At 66.4% G+C, this 14,450-nt stretch carries 15 protein-coding genes; all 15 read right to left on the bottom strand.

Features of this window, described 5'->3' with window-relative positions; all coding sequences use genetic code 11:
• Positions 1–147 precede the first annotated feature (147 nt).
• From VM99_05850 to VM99_05780, 15 genes are read right to left on the bottom strand one after another with little or no spacing between them, the layout of a single operon-like run.
• Positions 148–594 carry an excinuclease gene (locus VM99_05850; GenBank protein ID AKJ97603.1) on the bottom strand — a complete coding sequence of 149 codons (447 nt, stop codon included), beginning with the start codon at positions 592–594 and terminating at the stop codon, positions 148–150.
• Between the two features lie 41 nt (positions 595–635).
• Positions 636–1,862 (bottom strand): 3-oxoacyl-ACP synthase, encoded by a 1,227-nt coding sequence (locus VM99_05845; GenBank protein ID AKJ97602.1) that lies wholly within the window; start codon positions 1,860–1,862, stop codon positions 636–638.
• Positions 1,862–2,590, bottom strand: a complete 729-nt coding sequence (fabG, locus tag VM99_05840) for a 3-ketoacyl-ACP reductase (GenBank protein AKJ97601.1) — start codon at positions 2,588–2,590, stop codon at positions 1,862–1,864. The genes VM99_05845 and fabG overlap by 1 nt, the downstream gene beginning before the upstream one ends.
• Complete coding sequence (locus VM99_05835; protein AKJ97600.1) at positions 2,587–3,054, bottom strand: 3-hydroxylacyl-ACP dehydratase; 468 nt, start codon at positions 3,052–3,054, stop codon at positions 2,587–2,589. Before VM99_05835 ends, fabG begins: the two co-directional genes overlap by 4 nt.
• Positions 3,051–4,247, bottom strand: a complete 1,197-nt coding sequence (locus VM99_05830) for a 3-oxoacyl-ACP synthase (GenBank protein ID AKJ97599.1) — start codon at positions 4,245–4,247, stop codon at positions 3,051–3,053. Before VM99_05830 ends, VM99_05835 begins: the two co-directional genes overlap by 4 nt.
• A complete protein-coding gene (locus tag VM99_05825; protein AKJ97598.1) occupies positions 4,244–4,741 on the bottom strand; it encodes a lipoprotein in 498 nt (165 codons plus the stop codon). Before VM99_05825 ends, VM99_05830 begins: the two co-directional genes overlap by 4 nt.
• Positions 4,738–5,466, bottom strand: a complete 729-nt coding sequence (locus VM99_05820) for a methyltransferase (protein AKJ97597.1) — start codon at positions 5,464–5,466, stop codon at positions 4,738–4,740. The genes VM99_05825 and VM99_05820 overlap by 4 nt, the downstream gene beginning before the upstream one ends.
• Positions 5,463–6,710 (bottom strand): FAD-dependent oxidoreductase, encoded by a 1,248-nt coding sequence (locus VM99_05815; GenBank protein ID AKJ97596.1) that lies wholly within the window; start codon positions 6,708–6,710, stop codon positions 5,463–5,465. The genes VM99_05820 and VM99_05815 overlap by 4 nt, the downstream gene beginning before the upstream one ends.
• A complete protein-coding gene (locus tag VM99_05810) occupies positions 6,697–7,854 on the bottom strand; it encodes a sodium:proton antiporter (protein ID AKJ97595.1) in 1,158 nt (385 codons plus the stop codon). Before VM99_05810 ends, VM99_05815 begins: the two co-directional genes overlap by 14 nt.
• Entirely contained in the window at positions 7,851–10,187 is a 2,337-nt protein-coding gene (locus VM99_05805) for a membrane protein (protein ID AKJ97594.1), read from the bottom strand. Before VM99_05805 ends, VM99_05810 begins: the two co-directional genes overlap by 4 nt.
• On the bottom strand, positions 10,171–10,764 hold the full coding sequence (locus VM99_05800; protein ID AKJ97593.1) for a membrane protein: 594 nt from the start codon (positions 10,762–10,764) through the stop codon (positions 10,171–10,173). The genes VM99_05805 and VM99_05800 overlap by 17 nt, the downstream gene beginning before the upstream one ends.
• Positions 10,761–11,186 carry a thioesterase gene (locus VM99_05795; protein AKJ97592.1) on the bottom strand — a complete coding sequence of 142 codons (426 nt, stop codon included), beginning with the start codon at positions 11,184–11,186 and terminating at the stop codon, positions 10,761–10,763. Before VM99_05795 ends, VM99_05800 begins: the two co-directional genes overlap by 4 nt.
• Entirely contained in the window at positions 11,179–12,723 is a 1,545-nt protein-coding gene (locus tag VM99_05790) for a histidine ammonia-lyase (GenBank protein ID AKJ97591.1), read from the bottom strand. The genes VM99_05795 and VM99_05790 overlap by 8 nt, the downstream gene beginning before the upstream one ends.
• Positions 12,704–13,648 (bottom strand): glycosyl transferase, encoded by a 945-nt coding sequence (locus VM99_05785; GenBank protein ID AKJ97590.1) that lies wholly within the window; start codon positions 13,646–13,648, stop codon positions 12,704–12,706. The genes VM99_05790 and VM99_05785 overlap by 20 nt, the downstream gene beginning before the upstream one ends.
• A complete protein-coding gene (locus VM99_05780) occupies positions 13,645–14,379 on the bottom strand; it encodes a glycosyl transferase (protein ID AKJ97589.1) in 735 nt (244 codons plus the stop codon). The genes VM99_05785 and VM99_05780 overlap by 4 nt, the downstream gene beginning before the upstream one ends.
• Positions 14,380–14,450 lie beyond the last annotated feature (71 nt).

Below are 14,450 nucleotides of genomic sequence, written 5' to 3'. Positions count from 1 at the left end.
GTTCTTCCTGGGAAAGTGTTCGGAAGAACAACCTATTGAAGCGCGGAGAGCGCCGGGCGGTAGATAGATACCGCCCGGCGCGGCGCCAGGCAAGCTAGCAAGGGCTGATCATTCCCACGCGGAGCGTGGGAGTGATCAACGCAGGGCTTACTGGACTTTTGCCAGGTCTCCTTTCAGCGCGACCCCGGCCATGATTGCGCCGGCGTGGCATTCGTAGGTGGTCGGGTCCTTGCGTTCGTTGCTCTTGTAGAAGCTGACGATGTTGGTCACGGCGTTGGCGCCAGCGTTCTTGGCCGCCTGGTGCAGGCTGATCAGGGCCGATTGCAGGACCCATTCGCACGCCACTTCGTCGGACTTGTTGAAGGCGTTGGTCTTCTTGTTGGTCACGGCACCGGGGCTGATCACGGTGACGTTGCCGGCCGGCTTGTTACCCGCCAGGTAGAACTTCACGCTGCCGTCGATCTTGCCGGTGCGGATGGCTTCGGCGACAACCTTGTCGAACGGCAGGAACAACGCGGTATCACGGGCCTGGCTGATGGCCGGCAGGGTGCTGAGCAACAGGGCGGCGGTAACGGCGATTTTCTTCAGCGACATCATGGTCTCCTTGACGGGGGTAACGGGAAGTTGAATCCGATTCAGCGCCAGCGGCGGAAAATCAGCGAAGTATTGACCCCGCCAAAGGCGAAGTTGTTGTTCATCACGTATTCATGGCTCATCGGCCGGAACGCGTCGCGCAGATAATCAAGCTTGCCGCATTCGGGATCAACCTCGTCGAGGTTGAAGGTGTGTACGTAGAGGTCGCGGTTGAGCATTTCGATGCTGAACCACGATTCCAGCGCGCCGCAGGCGCCCAGGGTGTGGCCGAGGAAGCTTTTCTGCGAGCTGATGGGCATGCGTTCGCCAAACAGGCTGCTGGTGGCCAGGGTTTCGGCGATGTCGCCCTGTTCGGTCGCGGTGCCGTGACCGTTGACGTAGCCGATGGCAGCAGGCGCCAGGCCCGCGTCTTCCAGGGCCAGTTCCATGGCCCGGCGCATGGTGCTCAGTTCGGGACGGGTGGCGTGCTGGCCGTCGGCGTTGCTGCCGAAGCCGACGATCTCGGCGTGGATCCGCGCGCCCCGGGCCAAGGCGTGCTCCAGTTCTTCGAGCACCAGCATGCCGGCGCCTTCGCCGATCACCAAACCATCGCGGCCCTTGTCGTAGGGGCGCGGGCTGGTTTGCGGCGCGTCGTTTTTCAGGCTGGTGGCGTAGAGCGCGTCGAAGACCATCGCTTCGGTCGGGCACAGTTCTTCGGCGCCGCCGGCGAGCATCAGTGGCAGGCGTCCGAACTTGATCGCCTCATAGGCATAGCCGATGCCATGGCTGCCACTGGTGCAGGCACTGGACGTGGGGATCAGGCGCCCGGTCAGGCCGAAGAAAATGCTGATGTTGGCCGCCGTGGTGTGGGGCATCATCCGCACGTAGGAGTTGGCATTCAGGCCTTCGGCCACGCTGTTGAGCAGCATGTTGCCAAACGCCTTGATCTCGTCGGTGCTGCCGGTGGACGAGCCGCAGGACACGCCCATGCGCCCGTCCTTGATCGACTCGTCGCCCAACAGGCCCGCATCGGCCAGGGCCTGTTCCGCCGCGGCCACCGCCAGGCGTGAAACCCGGCCCATGCTGCGCAGTTGCTTGCGCGTCCAGTGGGCCGGGACCTGGAAGTCGTCGATCGGCCCGGCCAGGCGGGTGTTCAGTTCGGTGAAGCGGTCCCACTCTTCCATGTGCCGGATGCCGCTGCGGTTGGCGGCGAAGTTGGCGGCGATGGTTTCCCAATCGCTGCCCACGGAGGTGATGCCGGCCATGCCGGTGACAACGACGCGCTTCATCAGCACAAGCCTCCGTTGACGGCCAGGACCTGCCGGGTGATGTAGCCGGCTTCGGCGGACATCAGGAAATTCACCGCGCCAGCCACTTCTTCCGGGGTGCCCATGCGCTGGGCGGGGATCATCTTCATCAGTTCTTCCACGGGTACGTTTTCATCGAGCATGGCCGTGTCGATCAGCCCGGGCGCGACGCAATTGACGGTGATCTTGCGCTTGGCCAGTTCGATTGCCAACGCCTTGGCCGCGCCGATCAAGCCGGCCTTGGAGGCGCTGTAGTTGACCTGGCCGCGATTGCCGATCAGCCCCGATACCGAGGTCATGCACACGATCCGCCCGGCAGCGCGCCGACGGATCATCGGCATCATCACCGGGTGCAGCACATTGTAGAAACCGTCGAGGTTGGTGCGCATCACCGTGTCCCAGTCGTCTTCGCTCAGGGCCGGGAAGGCGCCGTCGCGGGTCAGCCCGGCGTTGAGCACCACGCCGTAGTAGGCGCCGTGGGCCTCGACATCGGCCTCCAGGATGGCCTTGCAGGCGGCGCGGTCGCTGACGTCGAATTGCAGCACCCGCGCCTGGCGGCCCAGTGCCTGGATGTCGGCCTGGACGGCTTCGGCCTCGGCGCGGCCGCTGCGGCAATGCAGCACGATGTCGTGCCCGGCCTGGGCCAGGCGCAGGGCGATGGCGCGGCCGATGCCACGGCTGGAGCCGGTGACCAGTACGGATTCAGTCATGGCAGGTTTCCTGTTGCGGACGGTTCGTTGAGGTAATGGGCGGCCTGGGGTGGGCGGAACACGTTCAAGCGGGCGGTGGCATGGATGCCGGGCGCATGGATATGGCATTCGAACACGCCCATGCCGTTGTCGTCTTCCAGCGAGCGCACACCGTGGATGGCCAACTCGGTGCCGACTGGAAAGTGCTCGACGTTGCACTCGAACTTGCGGGTGCCGAGCAGGAAGCCCAGCGCCACGGCATCGCCGCGCTGGCGCGCATGGCAGCCGGCAAACGCGGCCACGCTCTGGGCCATCAGTTCGATGCCGACCCAGGCCGGCAAGGCGCCGTCGTCGCGACTGAACAGGCCGCCAGGCTTGACCAGGGTACGGGTATGGATCTGCTCGTCATCGAAGGCGACGACCCGGTCGATCAGGATCATGTCGCCGGCGTGGGGCAGCAGTTCGGCGAGCGGCCAGTCAATCATGGGGCGTCTCCGATAATCAGGCTGACGTTGTTGCCACCGAAGGCGAATGAGTTGCTCATCAGGCGGCGCGGGAAAGTCGGGTTGAGGCGGCTGTCGGCCTGGGTCAGGTCCAGCGCCGGCAGCTCGGGATCGGCCTGGCCGTCCCAGACGTGCGGTGGCAGGGCCTGGGCGGTGTTGTCGGCGCTCAGGGCCAGCCAGCAGAACGCCGCTTCCAGGGCCCCGGCGGCGCCGAGGGTGTGGCCGGTCAGGGGCTTGGTGGACGAGCAGGGCACGCCTGCCGGAAACAGCCCGGCCACGGCCTGGCTCTCCATGGCGTCGTTGTGTTGGGTGGCGGTGCCGTGCAGGTTCAGATAGTCGATCTGGCCGGCGTCGAGGCCGGCGCTGCGCAGGGCTTTTTCCATGGCCTGGCGGGCACCGCGGCCGCTGGGCTCCGGGGCGGAAATATGGTGGGCATCGGAACTGGCGCCATCGCCCAGCAGGGCAATCGAGGGGCCAGCGCCGGGCGTCCTGCTCATCAGGAACAGCACTGCCGCTTCGCCAATGTTGATGCCGCTGCGGTTCACCGAAAACGGATTGCAGCGCTCGCTCGACACCGCTTCGAGCGCCGAAAAGCCGTTGAGGGTCAGCTTGCACAAGCTGTCGACCCCGCCGCAGATCACCGCATCGCACAGGCCCAGGTCCAGCAGGCGGCGCGCGCTCATCAAGGCGCGAGCGCTGGAGGTGCAAGCGGTGGAAATCACGTAGGACGGACCGCCCAGGTCGAGCCAGTCGGACAGGAAATTGGCCGGCGCGCTGAGTTCCTGTTGCTGGTAGTCGTAGCCCTCTGGAAAGCGCTGCTCGCGCAGGTAATGGGCGATGCCCTGGCTGGCTTCGTCGATGCCCGAGGTGCTGGTGCCCAGCACAATGCCGATGCGCGCGCGACCGTAGGCCTCGATGGCCCGGTCGATGTCAGGGCGGATCTGCAAGCCAGCTTCCAGCAGCAGCTGATTGTTGCGGCTGTTTTGCGCGGCCAGTGCCGGGGGGATGGCCGCGAGCTCGCCCGTCACCGCGGCGACCGGCAATGCCCGTTCAGCGACCCAGCCGGCTTCGACGCGCACGCCCGAGCAGTCGCCGGCAAACAGGTTGCGCGCCACGGTGCGCTTGTCGCGGCCCAGGGCGCAGATCACGCCCAGGGCATTCAAATAGGCGGTCATGGCGCGTTCTCGGTCAACGGTGTGATGCGGTAGTGCAGGCCTTGGGGCAGGCTCAGGTCAAAAGCCTGCGGCTGCTGGTAGCGCACCTGCCAGCGAGGGTCGAGGCTGCGTTGCGCTCCCTGCTGCCGGGCGCTCGGGTAGTTGCCGGCCAACTCGGCGGCAGGCGTCAGGGCGAACAACAGGGCGGCGAACAGCTCGCGGGCCTCGGCGTTGGGCGGCAGCAGGCCGTCGGCTTGCCACGCGCCATCGACCAGGCGCTGACGGGCCACCGGAATGCCCAGCGGGTCCATCATCGACCATCGAATGCCGGTGCTTTCGCGCTGGATCACCAGCAACCAGTCCAGGCGTTGCCCGGCCAGTTGCCGTTCGATGTGCAATTGCATCGGGAGGGCCAGGGTTGGCGTCTGCTCGGGCAGCGGCACACGGCTGGCGCAGGCGCCGAGCAACAGCAGGCAGCCGACCAGCAGGGCGTTGCGAAAGGCGGTGCGGATCATTCGCCGGCCCCTTCGAGCGGCTTGCGGGCTACCACGTTGACTAGGGTTTCCTCACGTTCGCCGAACGGCTTGGGGCGGCGCAGGCCAAAGCGCTCCAGCAGGCCGAAGTCCTTGGCGCGACTCCACCACAGGTACGGGTAGGAGACGTTGGCTGGCTCGAACTGGAAACCCTGGTGGCGGATCATGTCCAGGTATTGCGCGGCGCTTTTCTGCACGTGCATGGGGTGCCGGAACAACCAGCGGATCACCCAGGTGTCGATGTAGGCTTCGGTGGATTCGGCGAACATCAGGTAGCCGCCGGGCTTGAGCACCCGATGGAACTCGGCGAGGGCCTTTTCCTGTTCCACCAGGTGGTGGAAGGTCTGGTGGCAGAACAGCAGGTCGACGCTGGCATCCGGCACCGCCAGTTGCGCGCAGTCGCTGCCGATCAGCTCCACGGCCATGCCCTGGCGCGCGGCTTCCTCGGCACTCAGTGCTAGGCTGTGGGGGTCGGCGTCGACGCCGATCAGGCGCTGCGGTGCGAACGCCTGGCGCAGGTACTGGAACGACTTGCCCTGGCCGCAGCCGGCGTCCAACAGCACCGGGGCGGTTGGCAGCGGACTGTTGAACAGGCCGCGCAGGTCATTGATCGCCACCCGCAGCACGTGGTGTTGCCAGGTGTGGCTGCGCAGGAACCAGAACCCGAAGCGGGTCTCTTCTACGTAGTTGTCGCTCAGGTAGTTCATGGTGTCGGGCTCGCGCAGATGTCCGAGAGCATGCGCAGGCGGCGCTTGGGCTCGCTGACGAACGGGTTGCGCTCATCCCAGGCGTAGCCGGCCAGGATCGAGCTGATCATGCGGCGAATGTCGGCCGAGCCTTCGGTGTAGAAAATCACGTCCTGGAAGGTGCCGGCGTACCAGCCCTCGACATAGCAGCGGAAGGTGTCGACGCCGCGCTTGAGGGGCTCGGCGAATTCGCCTTGCCAGTCCACGGTTTCGCCTTGCAACTGGCGATGCAGCACGTCGGCGGCCATGCTCGCCGAACGCATGGCGATGGTCACCCCTGAGGAAAACACCGGGTCGAGGAACTCCGCCGCGTTGCCCAGCAGGGCGAAGCCCGGGCCATGCAGGGCTTTGACATTGGCCGAGTAACCGCCGATGGTCCGCGCCGGGGTGTCCCACACCGCGTTGCGCAACACGCCGGCCAGGCTCGGGGTTTCGTCGATGAAACCGCGCAGGCAGGCATCGAGGTCGTCGGTGCGGCCGGCGAAATGCTCCGCGGCCGCCACCACGCCCACCGAGCAGCGTCCGTCGCTGAACGGAATGGTCCAGAACCACACGTCGCGCTGGGTGGGGTGGGTGGTGATCAGGATTTTTTCCCGGTCGAACGTCGGCGCGTCGATGCGATCCTCGATGTGAGTGAACACCGCTTGGCGCACCGGGAAGTTCGACGGCGCTTCCAGGTCCAGCAGACGTGGCAGGACCCGACCGTAGCCACTGGCATCGAGGACGAAATCGGCCTGCACCCGGTACTCGCTGCCGTCTTCGCGCTGCACCGCCAGTTGTGGCCGGTCGAGGCTGAAATCGGCCTGGGTGATGGCTTGGCCATAGCGGATCTCCACGCCTTGCAGCGCGGCCTGGTCGGCCAGCAACTTGTCGAAGTCGGCGCGTTGCACCTGGAAGGTCGTGGGTTTGCCGGCGCTGAACGTGTCACCGAAATCGAAGGCGCTGTAGCGCTCGCCCCAGGCGAATGCCGCGCCATTCTTGCGCTGGAACCCGGCGGCATTGACCGCCTCGAGCATGCCGGCTTCCTCGACGAAATCCAGGCAGTGGGACAGCAGGCTCTCGCCAATGGAGAAGCGTGGGAAATGCTGGCGCTCGATGACCAGCACGTCGTGGCCCTTGCGCTTGAGCAAGGCGCTGGCGATGGCGCCGGAAGGGCCTGCGCCGATGATGACGACCTGTCGACGTTCCATTTCAACTGTTGGCACGGGGGCTCCTGGCCGGGGCGGCAATCAAGGGTAGACGGTGGAAGCCGGCGACGGCCGGCAGCAATGTCGCGATCAGCCCCATCAGCATCAGCGTGAAGTACAACGCCGGGCTGATGAGCTGTTGTTGCAAGAGCAGGTTGAGGAACACGATTTCACTCAAGCCGCGGATATTCAGCAAGACGCTTTCACGCCAGCGACTGGCACCGGCGAACGACGCGCCGGCCCATCCCAGCCCCAGCCAGTTGCCCAACAGTTTGCTGGCAATCGGCAACAGCAGCAACGCCGCCAGTTGCAGGGCGCCGAGGCTGTCGAGGACGCTGTGGACGTTGATCTGGACGATGCCGAACGTAAGGATCAGCGGGATGGCCAGGTAGGTCTGCAAGCCCTGCATCCAGGCCGCGTTGAGCGGCAGCACCAGCGGCACCTTGAGCGCGGCCATGCACAGCAGGTAGCCGATGCCGACGATCAGCGCGTTGAGCCGGTAATGCTCAGCCACCACCAACAGCGCGAAGAACAGGCCGCTGTGCAGCAACGGCTGGCGCAAGCCCAGCAGGCGCAACACCAGCGGCAGGCAGGCACCGGCCAGAGGCAGCAACAGGCTGCCCAAGTGCAGGCTACCCTGGGCCAGGCCGAACAGGCTCCAGCAGGCCAGGTCGATGAGGATCGCCGTTTGCACCAGCCGCCGGGTAGCGGCAGGCGGGTAGTCGATGTGGCGCAGGTACAGGTACAGCACGGGGATCGCGGTAATTGCGAACAGCAGGCCCACGGCCAGGGAGCTGATCCAGGGTTGTGCTGGCAATAGCCAGAGCGCCGTCGCCAGGCCGCAGGCAAACGGCACGGCGAAGCTCGGCAGGGCGATCTTCACGCTCTGACGGTCCAGGCGCAGGTCGATCACGTCGCTGAGGATGTGCCCCAGCAACACGGCAAACGCGAGGCTGTAGAGGTTCTTCAGCCACAACGGCGACACCAGTTGTGCGCCGCTGAGTTGCCAGCCGGGCTCGACCCAGAAATACATCAGCAACGGCAGGCCAAGGCTTGCCAGCAGCAACTGGCTGACGATCGGGATCAGCCCGAACCGCCGGCCCAGGCGCGTGGCGGCGGCAAACAAACCCAGGGCCATGAGCCAGAACAGCAGGATCATCATGACGCGGGCTCCAGGACGGCATTGTGGGCCCGGTGCCCGGCCCATGGCGCGAGCATGAAGCTGAAGGCCAGCCCCAGGCTTACCGCCAGGCCGAAGTTGCTCACCGCCGGGGTGCTGGACAGCGCCAGCAGCCCGAACGACAGCCAGGTGGTGACCGCCGCCAGCAGGGTGCCCAGCAGGCTCACGGCGGCGCCACCGATCTGTTCGCGCATCAGGATCGCGTAGTCGACGCCGATGGCCGTCACCAGCAACAGGCCGAACAGGCTGAACAGGGTCAGCGGCTGCCCCAGCCAGCCGAGGCTCGCCAGGCTGCACAACGCCGCCAACAGCGGCAGGGCGACGATGCGCAAGGCTGCGCCAAGGCCGAAGGGCCAGATCAGTACCAGCACGATCAGCGCGCAGGAGGCCAGTTTCAGCTCGGCGGCGCTGATCTGCGTGGCGGCAAAGACCCTATTCAGGTCGTCCAGGCGATCCACCAGTTGCACGCCGGGCAGGTCCACGGCCTGTACCCGCAACAGCGCGGCGTCGTTCAAGCCTTGCAGGCTGATCATGGCCGCCACGCCCTGGGCGGTCGGGCCGAGCCAGAGGGTGCGGTACGGCTCGGCCAACGGTCCGGTCAGCGCGGCGTCGATGTCTTGCACTGGCAGCGCCTGCAATTGCGCCAGCTCCGCCTGCAGTGCCGCGACCGGCACGCCGAGGTCCAGCAACGGTTGCCAGAACGCCGGCAGCCGGGCCAGGGCCTCGCGGACTCTCTGCTGTTCGGCCGGCGGGCTGACCAGTTGGTTGAGCGACAGGTAGCCCTGGAGTTTTTCCAGGCCGACGAGCTGGTCCAGCCGTTCGTTGAGGGCGGTCTGGCGCTCCAGCAACTGGGCCTGGTTGTCGGCGCGAATCAGGAAGAACTGGCTGGTGGGTTGGAACCCGGTGATGCGCGCCACCTCGCGGGCCTCGTCAGTGAGGTGCTGGGGCGTACCGATCCACTGGCGAATGTCGTTTTTCGTCGACAGGTGCCAGAGGCCGCCGGCACAAAAGACCAGCAGCAGCCCCAGCAGAATGGGCGTGGCTACCCGCGCCAGCAAGGCTTCGCGGGCCTGGAGCAGGCACTCGCACAGCCGCAGCGGCCATTGGGCGGGGCGCAGGTCGGCGCCCTTGAGCAGCGCGGGCAGCAGGCACACCGCGCTCAAGTAGGCACCGAGCAGCCCGGCGGCGGAAAACAGGGCGATCTGGGTCAGGGCCGGGAACGGTGTCCAGGCCAGGGCCAGGTAGCCGATGCAGGTGGTGATCAGGCTCAGGCTCAACCCTGGCAGGGTCAGGCGCAGGGCCGGCCAACTGCGCCATGGCTTGAGGCTCCAGCTCTTGGACAGGTAGTGCAGCGGGTAGTCGACCGCCACGCCGATCAAGCTGGAACCCAGCACCAGGGTCATGACGTGCATGCGGCCGAACAGCGCCACGCACGCCACGGTGCCGAACAGCATGCCGACCAGCACCGGCACGAACGCCAGCCACACCCGCAGGCGTCCGAAGGCGAGCAACAGCAGCAACAGGATGCCCACCGTGGCGCCACCACCGACCCAGGTGATTTCCCGGGAGGCCTGTTGCTGGCCGGCGGCGGCATACAGCAGGCCGCTGGCCGCCAGCAGTTGGCCCTGGGCCTGGGTCGCCTGATCGCGGCTGCGTTGCAGCAGGTCGGCCACTTGCAACGGCAGGTTCATGTCGAAGGCGTTGCCGCGGGTGCGGGCCCGCAGCATCACCCAGCTTTTGCCGTCGGCATCGGCGACCAGCGCGCCGCTGCCCACGTCCAGTTGGATGGCGCCGCGCTGGGGTTGGCTGTTCTGGATACGGCCGGTCAGGCCCAGCCAATCGTCCTGGCTGGGCACCAGGCTGAAGCCGCTGAACGGGTCGAACAACGCCTGCACCCGTTGCTGGATGAACGCCTGGGGTTGGTCGATCAGTTGCTGCCGGTCCGCCGTCGACAGCATCGCCAGGCGTCCGTCCAGCAACTGTGTGCGCAGCGCAGGCAGGTCGGCCTGTAACGTCCACTGGACCTTGTCGAACAGGCCGCTGGCCTGCCACTGCTGGCCGAGCGCTTGCGCCAGGGCGATGGCGTGCGGGCGGTCAGCGTGACCGACCAGCACCAGCACTTCGCGGTTCAGCGGTTCTTGCATGCGTTGCTCGGCGACGAGCTCCAAGGCATCGGGCGAAACGCCCGGCACCAGTTCCATCAGGTTGGCCGACAGCGGCGCGCCGTGGCGCCATTGCCAACCGGCAAGCGCCAGCACCGCCAGCAGCAGGATCAGGAACAGCCTTGGAAGCCTGCGTTCACTTCGCAAAGTCATGTTGCTCCGCTTCGCTCAAGGGTTGCGTGGCGACGCTGTCCTGCATGCGCAGCACCGTGCGGTCGCCCTGGGTCTCCATCAGCTCGATGCGCTGTACCAGTTCGCCGCCTTCGATGTTGATCTGGTTGAACACCTGCTTGAGCAACACCGAACGCGGGGTCAGGGTGAGCTTCCATTGCTGCGGCTCGCCCGCCAGGCTCAGTTCGAAATCCCGTAGCAGGCCACTGCTGTCGCCCTGCAGGACCGCCAGGAACAGCCGGTTCTGTTCGGCGCCAGCGCTCTTGTTTGGCAGCATTTGCCAGGCATTGCCGTCTCGTCGGGCGATGCCTTGGGCGGTGATGCGGTAGTCCTGTTGCAGCGGGGTTTGCAGCAGCCAGAGCAGGCCGTGGTTTTTCGCCAGGACGAAGCGGCCCTTGCTGATCAGCGGCTGGGGCAGGGCGCGCAGGTGTTTTTCCTGGATGAACGGGCCGTGGATCACCTCCGGGCGGGCCAGTTGCTCGCTCAACTGTTGCAGGTCGAACGCCTGGGCCAAAGGCGACAGGCAGCACAGCAACAACCAGGTGCACAGGCGTTTCATGGCAGCATCCTTTCAACGGCTTCGACGAAGACCCGCGGCGAGGCCAGCAGCATTTCACGGCTGGCGATCTCCACCGCCACCTGCACCGAACTGGCCCGCGTCAGGCGTTCGCCGGTGCTGGCGTCGCTGATCAGGTAATTGATCTTCAGACGGTTTTCCCATTCCACCAGGCTGGCGCGTACGGTCAGCGTCTGGCCGAACACCGCGCTGCGCATGTAGCGCAGTTGCAGGTCGATCACCGGCCACGCGTGGCCGGATTCGAGCATGTCGTTGTAGTTGTGGCCGATCTGGTCGAGCAAGGCGCAGCGGGCCACTTCCAGGTATTTGACATAATGGCCGTGCCAGACCACGTTCATCGAGTCGACGTCGAAAAACGGCACGACGACCTGTGTCTCTACGTGCAACACACCCTGACTACGCATGCAGCCTCCAGTGTTGCTCGGCGATGCGTTGCAGGCACAGGCGCAGTTCGCCTTCCAGGGCACGGTCTTCGATCACCGGGGCGAAATCCTCGGCCAGTTCGGCGTGCATGGCGGCCAGGGCCGGCGGCAGCGGTCGTGCGTCTTCGGCACGGCTGCGCAGCCACACGCCCTGGTGGGCCGCCAGCAGCGTGGCGGCGGCGACCTGTTCGGTCAGTTCCAGTACCCGGATCGCGTCCCGGGCGGCGATGGTGCCCATGCTCACCTTGTCCTGGTTGTGGCATTCGGTGGAGCGCGAGAACACGCTGGCCGGCAGGGTGTTCTTCAAGGCTTCGGCGGTCCAGGCGCTGGTGCCGATCTGCACAGCCTTGAAGCCATGGTTGAGCATCGCCCGGTCGGCGCTGGCGCCCGACAGGTTGCTCGGCAGGCCATGGTTGTAGCGCTCGTCCACCAGCAGGGCGAGTTGCCGGTCGAGCAGGTCGGCGACGTTGGCCACCAGGTTCTTCAGGCTGTCCATGGCGAAGGCAATGTGACCGCCGTAGAAATGCCCGCCGTGCAGCACCCGTTCGGCTTCGGCGTCGATGATCGGGTTGTCGTTGGCGCTGTTGAGTTCGGTCTCGATGAACGCGCGCAGCCAGTTCAGACTGTCGGCCAGCACGCCGAGCACGTGGGGCGCGCAGCGCAGGGAGTAGCGGTCTTGCAGGCGATGTAGCGGCGCGGTCGGTGCGTCGATCGCCAGGTCCTGGCGCAGCCACGCGGCGACCTGCATCTGCCCCGGGTGCGGCTTGGCGGCGAACAGGCGTTCGTCGAAGTGCTCCGGGTTGCCTTGCAGGGCGACGACGTTCAACGCGGTGATGCGGGTGGCCAGTTGCAACAGGTAATCGGCCCGGGCGAAAGCCAGGCACGCCAGCCCGGTCATCACGGCGGTGCCGTTCATCAACGCCAGGGCTTCCTTGGGGCGCAACACCAGTGGGGTCCAGCCCAGTTCGCGGTGCACATCGGCGGCCTGCCGACGTTCGCCCCGGAACATCACCTCGCGTTCGCCGGAGAGCGTCGCTGCCACGTAGGACAGTGGCGTGAGGTCGCCGCTGGCACCGACCGAGCCCTCTTCCGGAATCAGCGGCAGGATGTCGTGTTCGAGAAAGGCCTGGAGGCGCTCCAGCAATTCGATCCGCACCCCGGACACACCGTGGCACAGCGACTGCAAGCGTGCGGCCAGCACCGCGCGGGTGGCCTGGGCGTCCAGCAGCTTGCCCAGGCCGCAGCCGTGGAACGTGTAGAGGTGACGCGGCAGGGCCTCGACATGGTGCAGCGGCACCGCCACTACGCAGGAATCGCCGTAGCCGGTGGTCACGCCATAAATCACGCCTTCCTTGTCCAGCAGGGAGTCGAGGAACTGCGCGCCCTTGGCGATGCGCTGGCGGAATGCCGGGTCGTCCTGCAACTGCGTCGGCGCCTGACGGTTGGCCAGGGCCAGCACCTCTTCGATGCGCAAGGGGCGTTCGCCAAAGATTACCGGCTCAAGAGTGGGCATCGTCATCGGTCTTCCAGAAAGGGTAAAAGTTGAACCACTGTTGGGGCCCCTGGAGGCAGAATTGCGCCAGGCGCTCGGCGTAGCGGCCGGCCCAGTGGGCGATCACTTGCTCGCGTTCGCTGCGTTTCCACACCACGGCTTCGGCAAAAGGCTCGAGGGTGACGCGGTAGCGCCCCTCGTGCTTGAGGCACATCAGCAGGTTGACCGGGCATTTGAGCAGGCCGGCCATCAGCCACGGTCCCTGGGGAAAGGCGGCCGGGTGGCCCATGAAGTCCACGGTCACGCTGCGTCCGCCGTGCAGGGGCACGCGGTCGCCGGCAATCGCCAGCCACTCGCCGCGCTCCAGGCGCTCGCTCAGTTGCAGCATCACGGCCGGGTCCAGCTCGCTGACCTGGATCAGGCGCAGGTGCGTGGCGCCGGCTTCGCCCAGCAAGCGGTTGAATTGCTCGGCGTGCTTGGTGTGCACCAGCACGTTCATGGTGACCTTCTCGCCCAGCTCGGCCAGGGCCCGGCACATTTCCAGGTTGCCCAGGTGCGCGCCCACCAGCATCTGCCCACGGGCGTCACGCAGGTGATTGCGCAGCAGCGCGGTGTCGACGATCTCGATCTGCTCGATGCTCAGCTTGCCGTTCCAGACATCGAGCTTGTCGAGCAGGGAGTCGGCGAACGCCATGAACTGCCCGAACACCCGCCGGCGGGTCGGACGCAGTTCGGGACGCGCGCTCCATTCGGCCAGGCGTTGCTGGTATTGCCAGGCGGCCTGGCGAGCGCTGCGGCCGAAAATGAAGAAGTACAGCACGATGCCGTAGAGCACCGGCGTCAGCAGGCGCCGGCCCAGGACCTTGGCGGCGAACGCGGTGAGTTTCATCAGCCAGAAGCTGCCGCGCTCCTGGCGGTCGGCCCAGTGTTGTTTGTCCGCGTCGAGGCTCATGCCCGCCACCGTCGCCAGAGAATCAGCGGCAGGCGCACCAGCATGCCGAAGAACAACCGGGTGTGCATGCTGGAGATCAGCACGTTGTCGTGGAACAGGCGAAAGTGCGAGACACCGTCCTGGGGGTAATGCACCCGGGTGTGCAGCCAGCGCATCGGTTGGTTGCGCCAGGCCAGGCGCACCAGGATGTCCGAATCGAAATCCATGCGCTTGCCGATGTTGGCCGAGCCGATCAGCGCCAGCGTCGGGGGCAGCGGGTAGACCCGGAAGCCGCACATGGAGTCGCGGATTTGCAGGGACAGGCTGTTGATCCAGACCATCACGTGGGTCAGGTAGCGTGCGTACAGCCGGCCTTTCGGCACGCTGGCATCGTAGTGCGGGTAACCGCAGATCAGGGCGTCGGGGTAGGCGCGGGACTGTTCGATGAAGGTGTTCACGTCGCCGAGGTCGTGCTGCCCGTCGGCATCCACCTGCAAGGCGTGGGTGAAGCCCAGGCGTGATGCTTCCCGCAGCCCGGTCATGACGGCGCCGCCCTTGCCCTGGTTGACCGCCAGCCTGACCAGATGCACCCGCTCATCCTCGGCCAGGCGTTCCAGCACCGCCGCACAGGACGGGCTGCTGGCGTCGTCCACCAGTACGCAGGGCAGGCCATGGGCGAGCAACGCCTGGACCACCGCCGTGATGGCGGTTTCGTGGTTGTAGACGGGGATGACGGCGCAGGGGTTATGCATGGTTCCTGGCCTCCGACGTTCCCCTGTGGCGAGGGAGCTTGCTCCCGCTGGGCTGCGTAGCAGCCCCCCGC

This window comes from Pseudomonas chlororaphis, assembly GCA_001023535.1.
GTDB classification, from domain to species: Bacteria; Pseudomonadota; Gammaproteobacteria; order Pseudomonadales; family Pseudomonadaceae; genus Aquipseudomonas; species Aquipseudomonas chlororaphis_E.
The sequence above is the reverse complement of the archived record's forward strand: the minus strand, read 5'-3'. Positions and strand labels throughout refer to the sequence as shown.